Source organism: Candidatus Ozemobacteraceae bacterium, assembly GCA_035373905.1.
Classification (GTDB): domain Bacteria; phylum Muiribacteriota; class Ozemobacteria; order Ozemobacterales; family Ozemobacteraceae; genus MWAR01.
On sequence record DAOSOK010000008.1, the window covers coordinates 118900 to 141386 of the forward strand.

At 59.1% G+C, this 22487-nt stretch carries 16 protein-coding genes; 7 read left to right on the plus strand and 9 right to left on the minus strand.

Annotated elements, in window-relative coordinates:
- Window positions 1–217: 217 nt before the first annotated feature.
- Genes PLU72_05850 through PLU72_05865 form a run of 4 tightly spaced genes read right to left on the minus strand, consistent with a single transcriptional unit; the run spans window position 218 to window position 8369 of the window.
- Window positions 218–3343, minus strand: a complete 3126-nt coding sequence (locus PLU72_05850; protein HOT27691.1) for an Ig-like domain-containing protein — start codon at window positions 3341–3343, stop codon at window positions 218–220.
- Window positions 3344–3347: 4 nt separating this feature from the next.
- A complete protein-coding gene (locus PLU72_05855; protein ID HOT27692.1) occupies window positions 3348–4793 on the minus strand; it encodes a HEAT repeat domain-containing protein in 1446 nt (481 codons plus the stop codon).
- 40 nt (window positions 4794–4833) lie between these two features.
- The gene (locus PLU72_05860) at window positions 4834–6720 is read right to left on the minus strand and encodes a tetratricopeptide repeat protein (GenBank protein ID HOT27693.1); all 1887 of its coding nucleotides are present in this window, start codon (window positions 6718–6720) and stop codon (window positions 4834–4836) included.
- A gap of 2 nt (window positions 6721–6722) precedes the next feature.
- On the minus strand, window positions 6723–8369 hold the full coding sequence (locus PLU72_05865; GenBank protein ID HOT27694.1) for a DnaB-like helicase C-terminal domain-containing protein: 1647 nt from the start codon (window positions 8367–8369) through the stop codon (window positions 6723–6725).
- A gap of 248 nt (window positions 8370–8617) precedes the next feature.
- Here PLU72_05865 and PLU72_05870 point away from each other — a divergent pair, with 248 nt between their 5' ends.
- A complete protein-coding gene (locus PLU72_05870; protein HOT27695.1) occupies window positions 8618–9817 on the plus strand; it encodes a response regulator in 1200 nt (399 codons plus the stop codon).
- A complete protein-coding gene (locus PLU72_05875; GenBank protein HOT27696.1) occupies window positions 9814–10995 on the plus strand; it encodes a fused response regulator/phosphatase in 1182 nt (393 codons plus the stop codon). The genes PLU72_05870 and PLU72_05875 overlap by 4 nt, the downstream gene beginning before the upstream one ends.
- A gap of 88 nt (window positions 10996–11083) precedes the next feature.
- Here PLU72_05875 and PLU72_05880 read toward each other — a convergent pair whose 3' ends face one another.
- Both PLU72_05880 and PLU72_05885 read right to left on the minus strand, forming a co-directional pair.
- Window positions 11084–12796, minus strand: coding sequence for an NFACT family protein (locus PLU72_05880; GenBank protein ID HOT27697.1), 1713 nt, complete (start codon window positions 12794–12796; stop codon window positions 11084–11086).
- Between the two features lie 310 nt (window positions 12797–13106).
- Window positions 13107–14075, minus strand: a complete 969-nt coding sequence (locus tag PLU72_05885) for a hypothetical protein (GenBank protein HOT27698.1) — start codon at window positions 14073–14075, stop codon at window positions 13107–13109.
- A gap of 256 nt (window positions 14076–14331) precedes the next feature.
- Here PLU72_05885 and PLU72_05890 point away from each other — a divergent pair, with 256 nt between their 5' ends.
- From PLU72_05890 to PLU72_05910, 5 genes are all read left to right on the plus strand, one after another.
- Complete coding sequence (locus PLU72_05890) at window positions 14332–15342, plus strand: NAD-dependent 4,6-dehydratase LegB (protein HOT27699.1); 1011 nt, start codon at window positions 14332–14334, stop codon at window positions 15340–15342.
- Between the two features lie 16 nt (window positions 15343–15358).
- Window positions 15359–16531, plus strand: a complete 1173-nt coding sequence (gene neuC / locus PLU72_05895; protein HOT27700.1) for a UDP-N-acetylglucosamine 2-epimerase — start codon at window positions 15359–15361, stop codon at window positions 16529–16531.
- 473 nt (window positions 16532–17004) lie between these two features.
- On the plus strand, window positions 17005–18093 hold the full coding sequence (gene neuB / locus PLU72_05900; GenBank protein ID HOT27701.1) for an N-acetylneuraminate synthase: 1089 nt from the start codon (window positions 17005–17007) through the stop codon (window positions 18091–18093).
- 1 nt (window position 18094) lies between these two features.
- Complete coding sequence (locus PLU72_05905) at window positions 18095–18766, plus strand: class I SAM-dependent methyltransferase (protein ID HOT27702.1); 672 nt, start codon at window positions 18095–18097, stop codon at window positions 18764–18766.
- A complete protein-coding gene (locus tag PLU72_05910; GenBank protein ID HOT27703.1) occupies window positions 18763–19692 on the plus strand; it encodes a glycosyltransferase in 930 nt (309 codons plus the stop codon). The genes PLU72_05905 and PLU72_05910 overlap by 4 nt, the downstream gene beginning before the upstream one ends.
- A 36-nt stretch (window positions 19693–19728) precedes the next feature.
- On the opposite strand, the gene PLU72_05915 is transcribed toward PLU72_05910, so the two are convergent.
- From PLU72_05915 to PLU72_05925, 3 genes are all read right to left on the minus strand, one after another.
- Window positions 19729–20727: a glycosyltransferase gene (locus PLU72_05915; protein ID HOT27704.1), complete on the minus strand. Its 999-nt coding sequence runs from the start codon at window positions 20725–20727 to the stop codon at window positions 19729–19731.
- Window positions 20724–20987: a hypothetical protein gene (locus tag PLU72_05920; GenBank protein HOT27705.1), complete on the minus strand. Its 264-nt coding sequence runs from the start codon at window positions 20985–20987 to the stop codon at window positions 20724–20726. Before PLU72_05920 ends, PLU72_05915 begins: the two co-directional genes overlap by 4 nt.
- A 62-nt stretch (window positions 20988–21049) precedes the next feature.
- Window positions 21050–22487: hypothetical protein (locus PLU72_05925; GenBank protein ID HOT27706.1), on the minus strand; the 1438-nt coding region annotated here is incomplete at its 5' end.

Sequence of the window (22487 nt, forward strand, 5' to 3'; positions counted from 1 at the left end):
CGTCATCAAGAGAGTAAGGCTTTCGCAGTTCCCCCTCGAATTCGAAGCAGAAGACCGGATCACACACAACGAACCCGCATGCCTCGCGCAGGCAGAGTCCACGACGTTCCCTGGATCGTGGCGGTTTTCCGTTCGCGCCGAGTCCGTCAAAGCACGAGTGCCGCGAACCCGCCGACGAGTTCAGGGTGAACAGGCGGCTTTCATCCTTCAGGACTCCCTAATTCTGGATACGAACGATAGAGAAAGCTATATTTCCGTTTCCTGGATCGGAAATCCTGACGGTCGTGAACTGGTCGGCGTATCCGGTCGGCGGGAGATACTCGATGAACCGCCAGGCCGTGCCGCAGACGCTTCCGCTGAAACCGCTTCCGAAATTCTTCTGCGCCTTTTTCAGCCCGTCGAGGGCGACATCCATCTGGTAATCCGTCGCCATGCCGGTCAGGCCCTTGTTGTTGCGGTACATCGCCGCGCCCCACTCCCGGAAAAGCTGGTCGAACGGCTTTCCGCCGGAATGGGCCTCGACGTTCGCCGTGCCGTTCGAGGTGGACTGGACCATGGCGCGGATCGCGGCACCACCGAGACGTTCATACAGGTGATGAGCGAACAGGCCCGCGCAGCCGTAGTTTGCGACCGTGGCGTCATTCGGCCAGACCGTCAACGGCAGACGTTCGGGGATTTCCGCATAGGGTTCGAAGCGGGGATCCGGGGCGTTCGCATACCGCACTTCGGCACCCACGCTCAGCCCCTCGTTCAGCCAGTCGGCTTCCTCGCCGACGTTGTTCTGGATATGGGCCCAGGTGTTGACCAGGTGCTGGAACTCGTGCACCAGAGTCTGGGTCGTCGCCTCTTTCCACCAGTCGACGGAGTACCCGGCGCCGGACTTGAAAACCCACATATTGAACATGTCGCGGCCGTTCGAATTGGGATCGGCCGGCATCAGGTCCTTCGGGTCGAAGAAACCGGCCGCACCGAACGCGTTCACGAGCGGCGTGAAGAGAATCGTGACCTTGCCGTCTCCGCTCAGGTTCGAGGGAGAGCCGTAGTTGTCATTGATGAACGAAAAGATCCGGGCGTCGAACTTGCTGGCGAACTCGGTCATCATCGCATCGGTGACGTCGGCGGGGGAATAGCCGTTGAACTCGTTCTGGTCGATGAAAATCTTGCACTTCGCGCCGATGACGGCCAGTCGGGCCGATCGCGCCTGGTATCCCGATGGCGAGTAGACCTTGAACGTGTGGACGTCGCCGACGTTCGCCTCGCTGGCGCGGATGGCCGGCCTGACTCCCGTCGTCGCGGAAAGGCGATACGGGCTCTCGGCCGCCTTGCGGCGCATCACGGCGTCGATCGCGGCCTGGCCTGTCGGAACGCCGGACTGGATGACCGAGAACGCCGGCGCCGCGGAAACGGATGGAAGGACCGTTCCGCCCCCGTTGACGTCGAAAGAATGGTCCGCGCCGGTTCGATCGAGCGAGTAGACCAGGACGCCGAATTTTCCCTGGCCGGACGGCGTCGTCAGCGCCACCTCGCGGCCGCCGCCGGCAAGCCCGACGTGGCGCACCTCGCCGACGTCGAGCCGCGCGGTTTCCATCACGCGGACCTGGATCGTCGCCGTGGCGGCGCTTCCCCGGCCGTCCCGGGCTTCGCAAGCAAGCGTGTAGGTCTGCGAACCGGCGCCGGGAACCCAGGACGTCCGGGCGGAGGCGCCGTCTGCAAACGTGCCACCGGTCGCCGTCCAGCGATAGGACAACGCGTCGCCATCGGCATCGTATCCCGTGGCAAGAACCGAGACGTTCACACCTTCGGCCGTCACCACCCGCGAGGAGGAAACCGAGATCGCCGGGGCATTGTTCGGGCTCGCCGAGATGCTGAAAACGCGTGTGGCGCTCGCCAGGCCGCCGCGGCCGTCGTTCGCAAGGCACGTGATCGTGGCAACGCCTGCCGACGAGGGAGCGCGCCAGAGAACGGACGGCCCGTTCGTCGCCGACAGCGTGCCGCCGCTCGCCGCCCAGGCATAGGAAAGCGGGTCGCCATCGACGTCGCTTCCCTGCGCCGTCAGGGTCACGCCCGTGTTGGGGAGAAAACTCGTTCCGGTGGCTGAAATGGCAAGGGACGGAGCCGAATTCGGCGCGAGAACGCTGATCGTGAGCGTCGCCGTCGTCGATGCGCCGCGGGAATCGCCGGCCGTCAGGGTGATCGTCGCGGCTCCGGACGTCGAAGGCGACGTCCAGACGGTGGTCGTGCCGGTCGAAACCTGGAGGGATCCGCGGTCCGCCCGCCAGACGCAGTTCACGGCGTCGCCGTCGGGATCGCTGACCTGGGCCGTGAGCCGGACGCCCGTCGCATACTCGACGCGCGTGCCCGATGCGAGAATCGAGGCCGCGGGCGCCCGGTTCGTCCCGCCCGCGCCGACGGTCACGCCGAGAACGGCATGGGAACGCCCCCCGCGGCCGTCCGCGACTTCGACCGAGACGGAAGCCGTCGTATCGAAGTCCGGGGCCCGCCATCGGGCGGTCGTCTGCGCCGTGCCGGAGGACACGTACGTTCCCGCGGTGCCTCCCCAGAGGTAGGAGAGCGTGTCGCCGTCGGGATCGGATGCCGTCGCGGTCAGCGAAAGTTCGCCGTTTCGCGCGACCCGGACGGAGGTTGCGGCGGCGAGGCGGACGAGGGGCGGCCTGTTGACGCTTCCCGTCGTTTGCAGGCCGATGGCGATTTCCCCCTGGGAATTGGCCTCGAAGGTGACCGGAACGGTGACCGGCTCTTTGCCGGGTGCGGCGGCGAGGATGTCGAGCGATGTGTCCGCCGGCATCTGCACCGTCACGCGGCCCTGGGAATCGGCGGTCTGCGTCTCGCCCCAGAAGGTAACCGTGCCGCCGGTCATCGGGTTTCCTTCCGAATCCCGGACGATCATCGTGACGGCGCGGTCCGCCCGCCGGATTCCGAGATCGAGCTGGCGTTCGCGCTGCTGATCGCTCAAGGTGATGCCTTCGGAACGGGATCTGAATATACCTTTCGATATATCATTATGTCTCACGATCAGATGATACGTGGTTCCGACCGGCAGGTTGTCGATCGTGAACCTGCCGTCCGATGACGAGACGGCGCTGCGGTCGGGCAGTTCCTCGATCCAGACGGACGCGCCGGACAGCGGCTGGCCCGTGGGGGCCGCCGCCGCGACCCTGCCGGAGGCGATCAGCCCGTTGTCGAGAACGCGGCCCGAAACCACGCCCGTCGAGCCGTTGAGTGCCTGGCCGAACGGATCGTCGCCGACGCCCCCTCCACATCCGAAACTGAGCAGAACCGCTCCGAGCGCCGCGGCGAGAGCAATCCGTCTGTATTGTTGCATGTGTTCAGTCTCCGTCCGTTTCCGGTCCCTTGCCCCCGAAAACCCCTGTCCCCAGGACATCGAGCGCGTTCCGTTCGGTCGCGGAGAGGGCTGCCAGCGCTTTGTCGAGCGAGGGCCCGCGTTGCTTTTCGAGGAACAGGCGCATGATCTGGAAGAACGCGTCGGTGCGGGTCGCATCCGAAAGCCGTTTTCTGGCTTCAAGCAGTTTTCCGACGTCCTCGGGACGCGCGATCTCAAGAATATAATGAGCGATATCTTTTACGTCCTCGGCGGACTGCGTTCCGAGAGATTCGAGAAGCCGCTTGAGCCCGTCATCGCGGTTCTGGAGCAGGGACGCGAGGCCCAGGGCGTGCAAACCGACGAAATGGGTCGGACTGGCCGTGAGCTTTTCCAGTTCCACGCGGTTTTTCTGGGAAAACAGCGCATAGAGAGCATTGATGCGGATTTCGTAGGTCTCGCTCTCGCGGGACGCGATGCCGGCGAGAATTGAGCCGGTCTTGTCGGCGGGACACCCGCCGAGCGACGAGACCGCCATGAGGCGCACTTCCGGGGCCGGGTCGGCAAGCATTCGCTCGAGGTGTTCCGGCGCGCCGGCGTCGGCGATCTTCGACATCGACTCGACGGCCATCTGCCGGACCCATTTGTCCGGGTGGGAGAGCCCCTCCTGGATCATCGCCAGGAACGGCAGGTTGAACTCGGCGAGATCGACGACCTTGAGGATCAGGCCGGCAAAGTCGTCGCCAAGACCGAGAATGGCGTTCAGCACGTCTTTGGCGAGTTCGGGAGACCTGTTCTGCCACTCGATGCGGAACTGCGTGTGCAGGGTCGGCGAGGCAGGGTTCATCAGGAGCCGCAGCATGCTGTCGCCCCCGAGAATCCGGAGAGCGAACAGGGCCGTCTCCGTGAAATGGAAGCCTGCATACTGATCAATATATTTCAACGCCCGGCTGACGCCCTTCAGGATGAGCGGGATGCAGGCGGGGTCCTTTCCCATGGCGAGAATCTCGACGGCCTTTCCCTGCCGCACCAGGTCGCCTTCCTCCCTGAGCATCGCCTCTGCCGCGGCGAGAGGGGCAGGCATGTCGACGCGCCTGCGAACGCCGGACCGGTTGGCGACGTCGGCAAACGCCGAAACGAGGTGCGGATGGCATGAGACGTCGCTGAGTTCGACGGCGCGCAGGATTCTCGGGAGAATCTTTCTGCCCCGCCCCGGATGAAAAAACAGGAAGTCCTCGACCTTCATCGAGACGTGCTTCTGGCGATCGGCCGGCAGCGCCGGCAGCTGCTGCAGAAGCACCGCAACCGAGAACCCTTTCAGGTCGATGATGTCGCAGACGGCGTCGTCGAGCTTCGCCATGGGCACGCGCCCCAGCCGTCGCACCCGGCTTCGGAGGCGGCGCAGATCGTATTTCAACGGAACGGATTCATCGGAAATGCGGTGAGTGGGCATGGTTGGGAAAATCTCCTTCGGACGGCCGGGGCCGGCCGGGTCACAATGCGGCGAGCAGGGCCGAGACGCGCTGTTTGTCGAGCTGATCGGCGACGGATATCTCGAGCATCCGCTTTGTTTCGGCCTTCAGCCGTTCGCGCTGGGTGTAGTTGAGGGCGCGGCATACCGTCAGGCCGGCAAGCACCGCGTACAGGGCGTCGCTTTCCATGGCCCGCTGCCAGCACATCCAGAATTTCGGCACTTTGTTGCGGGCGAGGTTCGCCATCGCGGCGGCGGCGAGCGCTTCGGCGTTTTCCGGGTCGTCGGCCAGCGCAGCATCGAAATGGTGCACGGCTTCGTTGAACTCGCCGGAATACAGGCAGACTTTGCCGTTGAGGATGTGCTCTTCGAGGAAGTTCGGCCGGATCTCGCCGATGCGCTGCAGGAGCGTCTTTACCTCGGCGGCCTTGCCGGCGGCCATGGCGAGTTCGACGAGGGTGACCAGCTCGACCAGGCTCTCGATGCCGTCCTGGAAGGCCTCCCAGACCGGCGATGCGTCCATCGGCCGGCCGCGCAGGATGCAGAGCCGCGAGAACCAGACCGCCGACTCCTCGTCGCGGGGCGTCAGGGTCAGCAGCTTCTTGAACACCCGGTCGGCCTCGTCGTAGGCGTTGAGACGGACGCCGAGATACCCGCGCAGGAACAGGCAGTGCGTGTTGTCGGGGTTCTCGGAAAGCGGCTTTTCGAGCATCTGCCAGGCGGCCTTGAAGTCGCGTTCCAGCAGGTCGAGCTCGACGAGCGCGAGCGCCAGGTCGACCGACATCGGCTGGTCGCGCAGCGAATCCTGGAGGAACCGGCGGGCGTCGCCCACGCGGCCGCCCATCGCAACGGACTTTGCGAGGTTGATGCGCGCCCGCACGTCGCGGGGCATGACGTGATATATTTCATTATATACATCAGCGGCGGCGTTGAATCGGCGGGCCTGGAACAGCAGGTTCGCCATCTCGCCCGCCACAAACATGTCGGCGGGGTCCTTCCGGCGCAGCTTCGCGAACGCCTCGAGGGCGTCCTCGACACTGACCTTCCCGTCGTAGAGCCCGTCAAGAATGTCGTACACGTCGGTTTCGAACAGGCTGCTCTTCGCCTCGATCGCCTCGGCCTCGAGCCGTTTGCGAAGCGCGGGAAGCTTGCGCATCAGCTCTTCGAGCTTGGCGCGCAGGTCGGGCTGCTGCGGATCGTTTTCCAGCGCTCGCTTGAGGTGGTCGACGGCGTTCTCGACCTCGTTCTGGCCGATCAGCAGATCGACCATCAGAAGGTGCAGCGAGGGGTTCCGCGGATCGAGCATCAGGGCCCGCTTGAGCGAGGTGATCGCCTTGTCCTTCATGTCGAGAACGATCTGGCACCGCACCAGGCCTTCGAGCGCGGCCGACGAGTCGACGGCGGCGCTGACGGCTTTCCGATACACGTCGAGAGCCTCGGGATACCGTTTTTGCTCGTACAGCATCCGGCCGAGATCGAGCAGGGTGTTCGCATCGCCGACCAGGTGCTCGAGCATGCCCAGCATCAGCGACGCGGCCTCTTCCTTCCGGCCGAGCAGCAGGAGGGACTGGATGAGCGAGCGGCGGACGGCGAGATCTTCCGGCAGAACGGCCATCGCGCGCTCGAAAACCGTCAGCGCTTTCGCGGCCTCTTCCTTGTAGAGATACGCTTTCCCGAGGTTGAACAGGGCCAGCGCGTTGTCGGGATGGTCGGCGAGTACCTTCGTCAGAAGCTGGGTCGATTTGTCGGGCATCCCCTTCTGCAGGTAGGCGGCCCCGAGGTTGATCAGCACGTCGACGTTGCCCGGCTCGAGATCGAGGGCGCGGCTGTACTCCGAGATGGCATGGTCGATCATGCCGCGTTCCTGGTATTCAACGCCTTTTTGAAACAGTTCGGCAGCGGTTTCCATGGTCAGAATTCATCCTCCCGGCCGCCACTCTGCCTGCCGCCCCCGCCCGCCTGCGGCGACGACGGCGCCGGTCCTCGGTTCTTGCGCTTCACTTCCTTGTATTTCTCGAGGTTTTCGATCATGGCGTTGTAGTTTTCGACCTCCTGCGGCGCGCATTCGCGGAACCGCGAATAGGATTCGTAATAGCGGAAGAAGATGCGGGAATTGATCGCCCCCATCTTGTTTTTCGCGATCAGCAGCTCGCTGATCGGGATCATGAAATTGTCTTTGCCCCACTCCCATTCGAGGAATGGCGTCTCGAAATCGTTGAGGTAGTCGCAGTACAGGAACATCACGACATACGGGTCGTACAGCAGGCCCATGATTTCCTCGAGGTCTTCGCGCACGGGGCGGCGATTGCTGATGGCCTTCGGCAGGCCTGCCGTGGCGATGAGCGTCACGCCCTCGACGGCGGAGATCGTTTTCAGCTCGGCCGAAAGCAGGTTGCACCGCTCGTTGAAGTTCAGCCGGTCGTTCTTGATGTGAATCTTGAAGATCGGGTCGATGATCACGGCCACGTCGCCGCCGCGCTCGAGCTTCGTGCGCTTGACCAGCTTGCGCACGTCGTCGAGGAAGATGCGGCCGTTTCCCTCGTCGATGATGAGAAGCCGCTCCCGCATCTCCGCGACCTTTGCGAGGCCGTCCTGGCGCCGCTGTTCGAACGCAACATTGGCCAGATACGGGTTCTTCACGTAATCGATCGGCACGTCGGAGGCGTGCGCCACGAGCTTGGCCGTGACGTCGAGCCGATTGAGGTCGAGGCTGAAATACAGCACGGTCAGCTCGGGGTTGCTCGCGGCCAGGTCCCAGGCGAGCTGGGTGACGAAGGTCGATTTGCCCATGCCGACGCCGCCCGTGACGAGGTAAAACTGTTTCTGGATGCCGTTCAGGCGTTCCTGCAGAATCGGGAAGTCGGTTTCGTAGCCGATATACCCTTTGCGGCGCTGCCGATGCTCCTGCACCAGTTCGCGCATCTCGTCGATGTGGGCGTCCATGTTGCGGATATACCCGGCGCTGCCCTGCAGGAACAGCGTGCGCAGCTCCTGAATGCAGCCGCCGAGCACTTCGTAGGCATCGTCGGATGAGCGGGCGACCTTCTCGGCGTACAGAACCAACAGACGCCGGGCCTGGGTGCGCACGTTGCGGTCGCGGATGCGGTCGACGACCGGCTCGATGTCTTCGGTCATCGCGACGCCCGGAGCGCCGAAGGGGGCCGTGAACAGCCGTTGCACGCGTTCGCGACCGATCCATTCGATGAGCGGCTTGCCCGCTTTGCGCTCGTTCTCCAGGCGCCGCGTGACGTTCGCAGCGTTCAGCGCCTCTTCCGCCTCGATCGTGTCGAGGAACACGCCCAGCAGCGCCCGATTCGACTCGACGCCCTGGAAGTCAGAAACGGTGAACCGCTTGTCGCGCAGCTGTTTTCCGATGATGGCCGGATCGAACGCGAGGTTGGCGAGAATGATCTCCTCGTCGACGGCCATTTCGTGCAGCATCTGGTCGAGAACCGTGAGTTGCTCGCCGGCGGCTGGCGGCAACGAGACAACCGCGCCGGTTTCCCTGTCTGGAACGGGATTTTCCTGCTCGGTCGCGCGTCGACGGCTTTTTGCCACGCATGCCTCCGGAGAGAATAGGTGAGAGTGGGGATATCCTACCATCCCGACGTCGAATCCGCAACAGACGGCCTCTGATCAGATCGGCATCAGACGCAGAATCTCTCCCTCAAAAGGCCGGGCGTTTTCGGATACGTTCCGCGCAGGTTTTCATACGCGTGCGGCGTAGGGAGCTTTGGTATAATACGGCCCGAACCGGAGAATACGAACGATGAAAAATGACAGACCGTCATAGCCAGGAGTCATCGATGAGACAGGCCAAACCATCGGTTCTTTTTGTCGACGGCGACCAGAACATCCTGGACGGCTTGAGACGCCTGGTCCTCGCCCGGCGCCTGGACTGGCTCACCTATTACGTGAAAACGCCTCGCGAAGCGCTCGAATCGATCGTGAACTTCCCCCCCGACGTCATCATCGCGGATCTGTTCCTGCCGCCGGTATACGGCGAAACGCTGCTCGAGATCGCCCGAAGGGCCCATCCCGAAATCGTTCGGATGGTCCTCTCGACCGAAGCCGACAGAGAGTCCGAGGCGTTTCTCCGGTCGACGCAGTCGGCCCAGCAGTTTCTCACCAAGCCCTGCAGGATCGAGGAACTGGAGACGGCGGTGCAACGGGCGCTCAACCTGCGGCATCTCCTCCGTCAGCCGCGCCTGGTCAGAATCATCGGCGGCATTCCGAACCTGCCGAGCCTGCCGCCCCTCTACAACGAGCTTGCCCGAGAACTCGAGTCCGACACGGCCTCCCTCGACCGGATCGGCGACATCATCTCGAAAGATCTCTCGATGACGGCCCGGCTGCTGCACCTGGTGAACTCGGCCCTGTTCGGGCTTCCGCGCCGGATTACGAGCCCGAAGGAGGCGGCAGGTCTGCTCGGGATCAACATGATAAAGTCTCTCGTATTATATGCTAAGCTATTTTATGCCGCTCCGGAATCGCCCATTCCCGGCCTCTCGCTGGATGACATCTGGGCTCACAGCTCGCTGACATCCGTCCTCTCGCGGGAAATCGTCCGGGCCGAGCGGGGAACGCAGCACATGATGGAGGAAGCCATGCTCGCGGGCATGATGCACGACTTCGGAAAACTGCTGATCATGGATGCGGACAGTTACATACGCCCGATTCTCCGCCGGTTCCGCGAGGGCGAGGAGTTCACGAAGGCGGAGTATGCGGAATACGCGACCTCCCACGCCGAAATCGGCGCGTATCTTCTCGGCCTGTGGGGCTTTCCCGATGCGGTCGTGGAAGCCGTCGCCTGCCATCACCGCCCGTCGCAACTGCGTCAGAGCGAATTTTCACTGGTCACGGCGGTGCATGTGGCGAACGCGCTTCTCCAAAACGCCGCCCAGCCGGCGCTCGACGAGGAGTATCTTGCGGACATCGGCATGACGTCACACGTTTCCGACTGGCTCGCACTCTGCAACCGGCACATCGGGAAAATTCGCGGATGAGCCTCTTTCCAGCGAAGTCAAAGCCCCGCATTCTCCTGGTCGACGACGATCCGGCTCTTCTGGCGTCGTACAGCCGCGATCTCGTGGGAACGTGGGACGTATCCTCGGCCGGAGACGGAACCGCAGGATTGCGCGCCGTCGAGGCCGGCCCGACCTTCGCGGTCGTCGTGTCCAACTTCCGGATGCCCGGCATGGACGGCGCGGCTTTCCTCAGGAACGTGAAAGAGATCGCACCGGAAACGACCCGCATCATGCTCACGGGCGAACTGGACCTCGGGGTCGCAGTCCAGGCCGTGAACGAGGCCAGCATTTTCCGTTTTCTGACCAAGCCGTGCTCGGCAGACCAGCTTCAGGCGGCTCTCACGGAAGGGCTGAAACTGCATGAACTCGTCCAGGCCGAAAAAGCCGCCAGGAGCCAGGAACTTCATATTGCAAGCGAAATACAACAGACGCTCCTGTTCGGGAACGTGCCGGCGGTCGTCAGCGGCGTCGATTTTGCCTGTTTTACCCAGCCTTCTCAGGGAATCGACGGCGATTTCATCGACATCATCGAGCACCGCACCGGCTGTTTCGACGTCATCGTCGGCGATGTGATGGGAAAGGGCCTTCACGCGGCGCTCATCGGAGCGGGAACGAAGCACGCGTTCGCACGGGCGTTCGGCCGCCTCGCCATCGCGAACTGCGAAGCGGGCTCGCAGGAAATTCCCTCTCCCGAAATGATCGTCCGGCGCGTCCATGAGGACGTCGGCGAGAATCTCGCCACGCTCGACAGCTTCGCCACCCTGGTGTATGCGAGATTCGATCTGAAGGCCCACAAACTCATCTGGGTCGACGCCGGACACACGACGAGCCTCGTCTACTCCGCGAAAAGCCGCCGTTTCACGCACCTGAAAGGCGATTTCCAACCGCTCGGCTTTCCCGAACTCAAGCGTTACCACCAGCTCGAACACCCGATCAGGTCAGGCGACATCGCCTTTTTCTATTCCGACGGCTTCACCGAACGGCGAAACGACGAAGGCCGGATGTTCGGCATCGAAGGCCTCGAAACCCTCATCGCCGCCGCCCCCGAAGCCCCGCCCAAAGCCCTGCTCGAAACCATTTTCAAACACGTCTCCGACTTCGGCGGCAACACACCTTTCAACGACGACCTCACCGGCATCCTCGTAAAAATTCGCTAGTCCACCGAACGGAACCCATTCTTCCGTAGGGGCGGGTTTGAAACCCGCCCCAATCGTGTCAACCGGTTGCCTATTTCGATATTTTATATTATATTGAAACCAATATTTCCTTGGCATCTGCGGGATCGACATACATGGTCTTCTGATGCGTGTAATTGACGCGCCCGGCCCCGCCGCCGGGAATGCGCTTGATGTGCGCGATATCCGTATAATCGACCGGCACCTTCGAGCTTTGCCGCGCGAAACTGAACCAGGCCGCAAGCACGGCGCCCCGCCTCAGGTCTTCATCCGTCGGCGTCCCGCCCGGCCGTCGGGCAACGACATGCGCCCCCGGAACGTCGTTGGCATGGAACCAGACATCGCCCCGTTTTCCGATCTGGAAGGTGACGAGATCGTTCTGCCTCCCGTTACGACCGACGTAAAACCGGCATCCGTCTATCTCGACAAGCGGCTTGACGGCCTTCGCGGCAGCCCGCGCCCGCTCGGCGTCGTTTCGGCCTGTATGGCTCCCTCTGCGCCTGCCCGGCTTTGCCGATGGGAGAGCCACCAGATCCGCGGCCGAATCGGCGTTCTCGCACAGCCAGATCTGCTCGCGAAGCCAGGCAATCTCGCCCTGCAGGTCGGCGATACGCCGGGCCGTCTCCTCGCGGCCCCGCAGCGCCTTTTTATATTTATGAAAATACTTTTGGGCGTTCTGCGCCGGCGTGCGAAGCGGATCGAGCGGGATGACGACCTCGGCGCCGGCTTCCCAATCGGTCAGCCGGCTCTCCGTCGCACGGGGAGGGATGTCACGGACATGCGTGAGCAGCAGGTCACCGCAGCGGCGCCAGGCCTCGGCGTCAGCATAGTCGCTTTGAAGCGATTTTTGGGCCTCGAGGAGTCGCTCCTTCGCTTTCAGATCGCGTTCGAAGCCCGCCTTGGCCTGTTCCCGAAGTGCTTCGAGCCGTTTTGGCCGAAGAAGCTCTGTTTCAAGCATGGCCAGGGCCGCGTTGACGGTTGCCGCTTCACGCACCCCGGCGCCAGCCGCAACGAGATGCCTCGCTTCGAATACGCTGAGAACCGGGGCGCGGCCAGGAGGCGTATAGATTCTGACGGGGATTTCCTGCGCAGTGGCCTCGACAGCGAGATCGAGAAGCAGGGCAACAGCATCCCGCTCGGGAGTCGCAGCGCGTCTGAAAGCGAGTTCCTTTGCGGAAAGGGGTGAAAACGCCGTCAGTCGGTCAGGCCATGTCTTCGGAGGCGCAGCGAGAATTTCGCCCAGGAGTTCATTCGATGCCGTTGCCGGGTTCAGCATGTTCGCGGATGGCGCCGCCGGCGGCCGATATCCCTCATGAGGGCGGTTGTTGCCGGTTTGGCGAGCCTGTTCGATGACGATTCCGTCAGCATCACAGAGAAGCAGGTTCGCAATGCGCCCGGTGAACTCGCCGATCAGCGCAAATCGCTTCGACGTGTGAAAGAACGCGTCCCGAGTCACCAGCCGCCATCGCACGATTCGATCGTTCGCGCAACCTGGCGCCGTCTCGTAAAGCTCCAGACCTTCGATACGCCCATCCTTGAGGTGTTGGTTCATCATCCGCGTCAGAGGCGACTCGATCGGCGACTCCTCCCAGCCAGGTGACAGCCGGAATCCCTGTTGCTCAGGAGTCAGGTGAATCTGCAGACACTCCCATCCCGCCGGCGTCTTCAAAACCAACCCGAACCCCGACGGCGCCAAATCGACAGCACGCGCAACGATCGGCGGCCTTCCCTTCCAGAGCGCCGCCGTCTCCCCCACATGCCGCCGCAACACCGCAAAATCCATCTTCTTCCCTCGCCCCGGAAATCATTGCTTCACAGTTACAAAAACTATCGCTCCATACCTGTAGGGGCGGTTCGCGAACCGCCCTACCAGCACAACAACGAGAATCAATCCGCAGAAGACGCAGATGAGTCAGATGTCGCAGATGAAATTCCGAAAATCCTCTATTCCTGGAGTTTCCAGGTTATCTCGAAAAGAGATAGTTCCAGGCGCTGGTTCCTATCTGCTCTCCATCTGGTTTCCATCTGCCCTTCATCTGCGGATGAGTTCCTGAAAACCGAGCATTTTTCCTCGGAGTATCTATGTGATGAAACTACGGAATCACGACCGGATCGAGGGCCGCACCTTCAAAGGGCAGCACGCGCCGCGGCCCCTTCCCGCCGTTCGTCGTCAGGGCGAGCCTCAGCCGACCTTCGTCATCACGGAAGCCATACAGATACTCGCCGCCAACCTGGATCGCCGGCCCCCAGTAATCCTGGTCCTTGATGGGAAGAACGCGCTTGTTCTTCGCATCGGCAGCCATACTCATCGGCGTGCGGTCGAGATGCCCCTGGATCGCCGAAAACGTGATGAGTTTTCCATCGGCCGCGCACCAGGGAACGGAGGCTTTGAATCCTCGCGGAATGCCCTTCTCGTCGAAATACGACTCGCCGCCCGCCAGTCGTGTGACGGTCTTGTCGGCAAGATTCATTCGATACAACGTCGCGCTCGTGAGTCTGCCGCTTTCGGCGTCGGCGTATTCAAGGGCCGCGAACACCAGGTTCGTCGTGTCAAGCCACTGGGGCCGGTCAAGCATGAGAATCGGCCCGTTGCTTCCCTCGTAACCGGGACGAACATCTTTCCCCTCGAGAACGATTTTCTGCGTCCGGGCGTTCACATCGACGATGGCGAGGCACGTATTCATCAGCGGCGCCTCGGGATCCGGAGCATAGCTGACGGCGACCTGCGCCCCGTCGGGCGAAAACGCTGGATGGGCGTATGCCCCCATGCCGATCGCGAAATTCTTCCAGGGCGCCTCAGGCGACTCGGCCTCCATCAGGTACAGCGAAGACGCTCCGCCGGCATCCGAAACGAACGCAACCGTCTTCCCGTCAGCCGTGACGGCCGGTTGCATTTCGGCACTGGACGCCGTCGTCAGGCGCGCAACCTTCATCGATTCGAGATCGATCCGGTACAGATCGGGGTTCGCACCAATCTCACCGGTGAAATACACCGCCGGCCCCGCCCAGGCGGCACCGGCCATGAAAACGCTCATAACTGCTGCAATCGCGGCTCGCTTCATAGAGAGATTCCCTCCCACTGCGTAATGTTCAACCCCAACATACTTCAACCGGCCCCTCTTCGCAAACCATCAGCGAGCAGTGGCCAGCTTTCTCATGCCATTCGTGCTGAGCCTGTCGAAGCGCGAGTGGTCTCCCCTGGGCCAGGTTCAGGGCGAAACCGGCCTTTCCGCAGTTGCACGTTCGTGCTAATCTTCTTTGTCACTCTCAATACGGTTTCGTCTGTAGCAAACTCATGCAATTCTTGAGGAGCATCCGATGCCCATCGCTGGCAAACGCGTTCTCGTCACCGGTGCCGACGGTTTCATCGGCTCGCATCTGGCCGAAGAACTGGTCAGGCAGGGCCACCGCGTGCGCGCGTTCGTGCTCTACAACTCGTTCAACAGCTGGGGCTGGCTCGATCGCTCTCCCGATGATATCAGGCGCGAACTCGACGTGTTCGCCGGCGACATCCGCGATCCTCACGGCGTGCGGCAGGCGATGCGTGACTGCGATATCGTGTTTCACCTCGCCGCCCTGATCACCATTCCGTATTCGTATCACTCGCCCGACACATATATCGATACGAATGTGAAGGGCACCCTCAACATCGTGCAGGCCGCCCGCGAACTGGGCGTTTCGCGTGTTGTTCACACGTCGACGAGCGAGGTTTACGGCACGGCCCGGTTTGTCCCGATCACCGAAGATCATCCGCTTCAGCCCCAGTCGCCCTATTCCGCCTCGAAAATCGGCGCCGACCAGATCGCGATGTCGTTCCATCACGCGTTCGGAACGCCGGTCAGCATCATCCGCCCGTTCAACACCTACGGCCCCCGCCAGTCCGCCCGCGCCGTCATCCCGACCATCATCACGCAGATCGCCGCAGGAAAACGAAAGATCAAGCTCGGTGCCGTTTCCCCGACCCGCGATTTCAATTATATTTCCGATACCGTCCGAGGCTTCCTCGCCGTTGCGGAGTCGGCAAAAGCAGTCGGCCAGGTGATAAACATCGGAAGCAACTACGAGATTTCCATCGGTGATACGGCCCGCCTCATCGCCGACGTCATGGGCGCGTCCATCGATATCGAAACCGACGAACAGCGCCTGCGCCCCGAAAACAGCGAGGTCGAACGCCTTTGGGCCGACAACAGGAAAGCGCGAGAGATGCTCGGCTGGGAACCCTCTTTCGCCGGCCGCGAAGGCCTCCGCCGCGGCATTGCCGAAACCGTCGCCTGGCTCTCGAAGCCGGAAATTCTCACCCAGTATAAAATCGATAAATACAATATCTAACATTATTAGAATAACGATGGCAGAGAAGCGGAAAATTTGCGTCATAACAGGCTCGCGCGCAGAGTATGGCCTGCTGTCACCCGTCATGCGCGCGATACGGGAACATCCGGCCCTCGCGCTGCAAATCATCGCGACCGGCGCACATCTCAGCGCAGATCATGGCAACACCTTCCGCGCTATCGAGGAGGACGGGTTCGTCATCGACGAGCGTGTTGATCTGAAACTGGCCGGCGACGCCGGGGCTGAACGCGCCAGGGCGACGGGCAGAGGCGTTTCCGGTTTCGCGGAAGCCTTCTCCCGGCTGGTTCCCGATCTCATTCTGATCCTCGGCGATCGATACGAAATCCTCGCAGCGGCGACGGCAGCCCTGTTGATGCGTATTCCCATCGCCCACATCGCCGGCGGAGATGTCACCGAAGGCGCATTCGACGATGCGATCCGCCACTGCCTGACAAAACTTTCCCATCTCCATTTCGTGACGTCGGAGTCGGCCGCCGCGCGCGTCCGGCAGCTCGGCGAAGAACCCGACCGCATTATCGTCTCCGGAAGCACCGGCCTCGACGTCATCAGGTTGTCGCCTCTGCTGGAGCGCCAGGAGGTCGAACGCCGCCTCGACTTTTCCCTGCGCGAACGGAATCTGCTGATCACGTTCCATCCCGTCACGCTCGGCAACATATCTGACGAGCGCCAACTGGACGAACTGCTTGCCGCTCTCGACATGCTCGGCCCCGATGTCGGCCTCGTTTTCACGGCGCCAAATGCAGATCCCGGGGAATCCGCCATCCGGTCGAAGATCGGTGAATATCGTGCAACGCACGCCAACGCCTGTTTGCGCGAATCGCTCGGCCAGCTTCTGTATCTGAGCACGATGAACTGTTGCGATGCCGTCGTCGGCAACTCCTCGAGCGGCATCTACGAAGCCCCGTCTCTGAAGAAGCCGACGGTGAACATCGGCGACCGCCAGGCCGGCCGGGAGCGTGCCCCATCCGTGATAGACTGTCCTCCCGATCGCACTGCAATTGCCCAGGCCATCCAAAAGTCCTTCCACCTCGACTGCACCGGGGTGACAAGTCCCTACGGCGACGGCCACGCCACCGAACGAATCATCGCCCGCCTCTCCTCCATACCAGACTTCAAATCCCTCCTCCGCAAACATTTCATCGATCTCCCCAGTGTCTTTCATGCATGAACAGCCAATGATTCGGTCGTCTCGTCCAGTTATGGAGACGGGCTTCAAATCTGTTTATCACCGATTTCGAGGTGCTCTTATGGGTGTCTTCGCGAATTACCCCGATCATCCACGAACGGAAAAGGTTTTTCGAAATTCGCAGAGTGACACTCTTGGAGCCGGCCGAACCGATCCGTACGCGAATCCCATGGCTTGCCATGCCCGTCCAGGAAGGACGGGCACCCCGCAGATCGCCAGGATGGCGATTCTAAGGGGTTCTGGCAAAGCCATGGAGATGAGCGGGAGGCAATCGGCTCGAGCCGGCGAAAAGGTGTCACGGCGCGATTTTCGAAAAACCGAGGCACACCCCGAACGTTCGCATTCGAACGGCCTATGCAAATATCCGGTTGCATGCGAGGGATTTGAAACCTCCCCGTCACAAACCATGGATATTCGTCGGCTTGAAATTCGCTATTTGAATGGGAGAAAGATCAATGTCTGAACGGCACCAACAAACCCTGATCATCGCCGAAGCCGGGGTCAATCACAACGGCTCCCCCGATCTGGCGCTGCAACTGGTCGAAATCGCCGCGAAGGCAAAAGCCGACATCGTCAAATTCCAGACCTTCAAGGCCGAACGCGTCATCAGCCGCTACGCGCCGAAGGCCGAATACCAGACCCTCACGACCGATGCCCGCGAGTCCCAGCTCGACATGGTGCGCAAGCTGGAGCTCGACGAGGAAACGCATCTGAAACTCTTCAAGCACTGCACGGAGCTCGGCATCGAATTCCTTTCGACCCCGTTCGACGAGGAGAGCGTCGATCTGCTCGTCAAGCTGGGGGTGAAGCGACTCAAGATCCCCTCGGGCGAGATCACGAACGGCCCGCTACTGCTGAAAATCGCCCGCACCGGCCTTCCCGTGATTTTCTCGACGGGTATGGCCACCCTTCCCGAGGTCGAGGAAGCTCTCGGCGTGCTGGCCTTCGGCTATTCGAACCGCCGGGAACCCCCGTCACGCGATCTGTTCAGAGACGCCCTCGCCACAGGCGCCGGGCAGGCGCACCTCGCGGCGAAAGTGACGCTCATGCACTGCACGACGGAGTATCCGGCGCCGTTCGAGGACGTGAATCTCCGTGCCATGGACACGATGCGGGAGGCATACGGCCTGCCTGTCGGCTTGTCGGACCATACGACCGGCATCACGGTCGCTCTGGCCGCTGCAGCTCGCGGCGCGGCCGTCATCGAAAAGCACTTCACCACCGACAAATCCCTTCCGGGCCCCGATCACAAGGCATCCCTCGATCCGCAGGAACTCGCGGCCCTCGTGACCGGCATCCGTCATATCGAGGTTGCCCTGGGCACCGGCGCCAAGCAACCGGCCCCGTCGGAGCGCAAGAACATCGCGATCGCGAGAAAGAGCCTGGTCGCCGCCGTTCCCATCAAGGCCGGCGAACCGTTCACCCCCGAAAATCTCACCGCCAAGCGCCCCGGCACCGGCATCTCCCCGATGGACTACTGGGCCTCGCTCGGCCACCCCGCCCATCACGACTACGACACCGACGAACCGATAGGAGCCCCGTAACATGGTCTGGGACCCCGTCTGGGAAAAAATCTTCGCCTCCCGCGCCTGGGGCCGCTACCCAGGCGAAGAACTCGTCCGCTTCGTCGCCCGGAACTTCTACGACGCCCCCGACCGCACCGCCATCAAATTTCTCGAACTCGGCTGCGGCCCCGGCCCGAATCTCTGGTTCCTCGCCCGCGAAGGCTTCACCGCCTTCGGGATCGACGGCTCGCCCTCAGCACTCAGCCAGGCCCGCGCCCGCCTGGATCAAGAGGTTCCCAACTGGCGCGGTGCCCTCCTCCAGGGCGAACTCCTCCATTTGCCCTTCCCCGACAACTCCTTCGACGCCCTCATCGACAACGAAGCCGTCTCCTGCAACTCCTTCGAAGACGCCTGCCACATCTACGCCGAAGCCCACCGCGTCCTGAAACCCGGAGGCAAACTCTTCGTCCGCACCTTCGCCACCGGCTCCTGGGGCGACGGCACCGGCACTCCCGCCGGCCACAACGCCTGGCTCGCCTCCGAAGGCCCCCTCGCCGGCGAAGGCCTCGCCCGTTTCACCGACGAACAGCAACTATTCGATCTTCTCAACGGATTTTTCCAGGACTCAGTAAAATTACTCCATTCGACTGATAAAAATGTAACTCACGCTGTCGTTGAGTGGTTCGTGCAGGCTGGCAAGGCTCTTAAATGAACACTCCCGAATTCAGTCTGATTATTACCACATACAATTCGTCTCGGACCATCGATCAAGCGTTGAAAAGCGTCGAAAATCTTGAAGACGCGAAAAACATCGAAGTCATTATCTCAGATGACGCATCTCAGGATGACACTGTCGGACATATCACAGCCTGGGCTCATCGCTGCAATGATATATTTAACAATATTATTGTAATTCCAAACGAGGTAAACTTAGGGATAGCCGGCAATCATACGCTTGCATTTGGATGCGCCACTGCTGCATTTGGAACGTATATTGGCGGAGACGACTATTTTATACGCCCAGATTTCTTTCGCAACCTGCGTCGTCATATCGATTCAAATCTGAAAATTGCAAAAACAGATCTCATATCCATATTTGAAGAGACGGGAGCGGCAATTCCGACATTTCACGAGGTCGCTCGCTTTTTCGCCTATCCATTACCTATGCAAAAACGCCTCATGTGTCTCGTCGGCAATGTTATCGCAGGCGGTCCCGGCACCATTTTGCATATCCCGACCCTGAAACAACTAGGCTATTTCGGTAAAGAAATACGTGTGTTTGAAGATTTTCAGGTCTATCTATCTTTTCTTTTCGCCGGATACCGCATTCGCATGCTGCCTGTGCAGGGCATCGCCTGGCGCCGGCACCTCGGATCCCTTTCCTATTCCCAGAAAGAGCGGATGCACGAGGCTCAGGGAGCCATCTACAACACTTACATTCGCCCCCATCTCCCTCGCCTCCCCTATATCACAAGGTCTTTAACCAAGTTGCGCTACGCTTTTCCCACGGGCATATGGGTAAAACTTTTCTGCCCTCTCTGGTGGGGTCACTTACTACACGTTTTCTTGAGAGAGGCACGAGAGCCTACTTCAACCCTGAAATCATCAGAACCGAAGATTTTGGACATAGAAGCATGACACCACTCTCTCCCTCCACAAGCAACAATCAAGATTTTATCTTGCTTCTTCGCCGCACCCAAAAATCATGTCCCTCCAACAAGCCAGTGTATTTTTCATTTTTCCAGCAATCTTTCGAAGCGGAATAATCTTCAAAAGGCAGCTGTAGATTACGAGAAAATACAACGAAATATAGAAATATATTTCACGATGATATTTTCTCATAGAGTCCCAATACACTTTCAGTCCAAAATGATCACTTGTGAATTGATTGAAAAAATCAAAATAAAATGGAATAATATGCCAAAATAAGACCTGACATTTTTCTCTTGCAAATACCCGTTTATCAAGTAGCCCCTTTTTAAGGCTTTCTTCCAGTATATTTATATATTTATTTCCAAATATCTCCGCCTCATTTCGCTGTTTTCTGATCATTTTCTGCCATTGCAAACATTCAATACTGCATGCAACCACTTTTTTCTTTTCCTCTAAAATCCTCAGCAGGATATCAAGGTGAGGGAAATCAGGCTCATATTGTTCAAACGCGCCCTGTACCTTTTCATAGACATCCCGCCTGAAAAAATAAGCGCCAGCCCATGTCGCATGATATGAAAACCTTCGAACAAGATCATTAACATTTTCAATAACCCTTTCACGGATACTTAGTTTTTTCATTCCGTGAATATAAATTATTGATGCATCCCCATTATCCCGGACAGCTTGCAAACACTTTTCGACTCCACCCGGCAAAAATAGAAAACTATCGTTATGCAGTTTTAAAAATTCGCCTTTTCCATATCTCATTGATCGTTCAAAATTACAATTTGCGCCCACAGGGATATCCGATCTGATTGAAACGATTTTTCCATGAAACATTGTCTGATACTGTTTCACAACTTCAGGAGTATTGTCCGTCGACGCGTTATCAGAAACAACTATTTCAACATCGTTGCTTTCAAGAAACACCCTCTGAGAAACAATTGATGCCAATGTTTTTTCTAAAAACGAAGCTCGATTATATGTTGGAATACAAATTGTCAACACAGGATTTTTCACGGCTGTTTATCCTGAGCTTCACTTTTTTTTGCAGATGATATTTCGACAACAAGCAGTTCAATATCTTCCCGAAAAGATATTTCAGAAATTGTTCTGGAATCGAACTCCTTCGGCAAGAGACCCCACAAATGTTGATTTTCCAACCATTTCTTTCCCTTCAGCCAGTTCCGGAAAGCATTGGCATAATCGCCACTGGCCACCGCCAGTCTGATCCCTCTTCGTTCCATGACATCCAAAAAGGTGCCATTTTTCCTTGCCATAAATGCCTCGTGGTCCAATGCCAATCCTAGACCAGAGACACTCTTTATTCCTGTTGCCCAACTTATGAAACCATCATCGAACTCGAGGAACGTCTGGCAACCAAGGCGCTGCATCTCTTTTTTAATACTCTCTCTCTCTCTGCAAATATTTGCCGCTGTGGTCCGCTCCTTTCATTACACTTATGATTGATAAAAGCATTGCCCAAGAACGTCATAAAAAAGAAAAGGACCATTCCCGACAAAAGACGACCATAGCCCCCAACATCAAGCCAGAATGGCAATATGTTAAGGAGTTCATTCACAAGCAGAGCCACAAGAATATTGGAAAAAATGACAGGAACCGCATAATACCAATATCCCTGATGCCAAAGACTGACGAACGCAACGTTGTAGAAGCACTTTCCCAATACCCCAGCGGCAATATACGAGAAAATATCGGGAAATCCTTGAAACCAGTCTCGACGCCGAAGGAATAAATAGATGGAACAAACAATCATCGGAAAAAACATCTGGAACTCTCGAATGAAATTCTCGGAAAAAGAGGAGTAACTGAGCATCCGATTCGCGGAAAACATGGGTTCGTCCCACGAAAAGACAGGTAGCGCAAGCCGGACCAACTCCCTGAAATTATTTACGATGGCCAAGCCAGCTTTCGCCGAACCGCTCATAGGCATGAGCACTCCGACTGTTACGATATTGTAGGCAAGATAGGAAAGTATGAAAACAAGAGGCACAACAATGCCAACGGCAACCCTTCGTGCACCTATCTCCTGGGTATGCCTCACCAGATATGCGAGAATTGCCAGCAAAATAAAAACATCGTCGAGCCGGGCAAGCACACCCAACCCCATTAAAATAGAAGCAACCACAGCGCCGACCCTATCCGAGGCAGTAAGAATCACCACGATCACAAGCGAAAAAAGAAAAAGTGATAGAGGTGATTCCATGCCATTTGCATAACTCCAAAAAGCCAAGTGATCTGGAGCAATCGGCATTGCCAATAGCCATGAAAAGCCCGGAATAAGAAATGGGAACACCACCCATATATGGGCAAGCCTTGACGTCAGTGAAAAACAAAGTATTCCAGCAGAGACAGATACTAGGGTGAGTGACACGTAGAAAACCGAAATCAGAACCTCTCCCCCATCACGGCCAAAAAGTCCGACAAATTGCAGGGCGCTCAAGCAAAATTGCCAAAGAGGATGGAACCCATTTGTCGGATTGCTCCCATCAAATGAATAGAAAGGGAGATTAGTCGAATTCTTCGTGATAGTCAGATAATAGAATGCATCATTTGCCAAAAACTGAAATGGCACCTCACCATTTCCATATCGCCACTGGTAAAGTGCCGGAAATCCGAAAACAAATCCGAAGGCAAAGAAGGCCAATAATAATTGATTAATTTTTAGAAGAAATGCCGATTTCATCTTATAGCATGAATAATAGGGTAGTGGCAGGGCTTGACTGATGGCTTTGAAGTGTACTATGGTGCCTCCAATC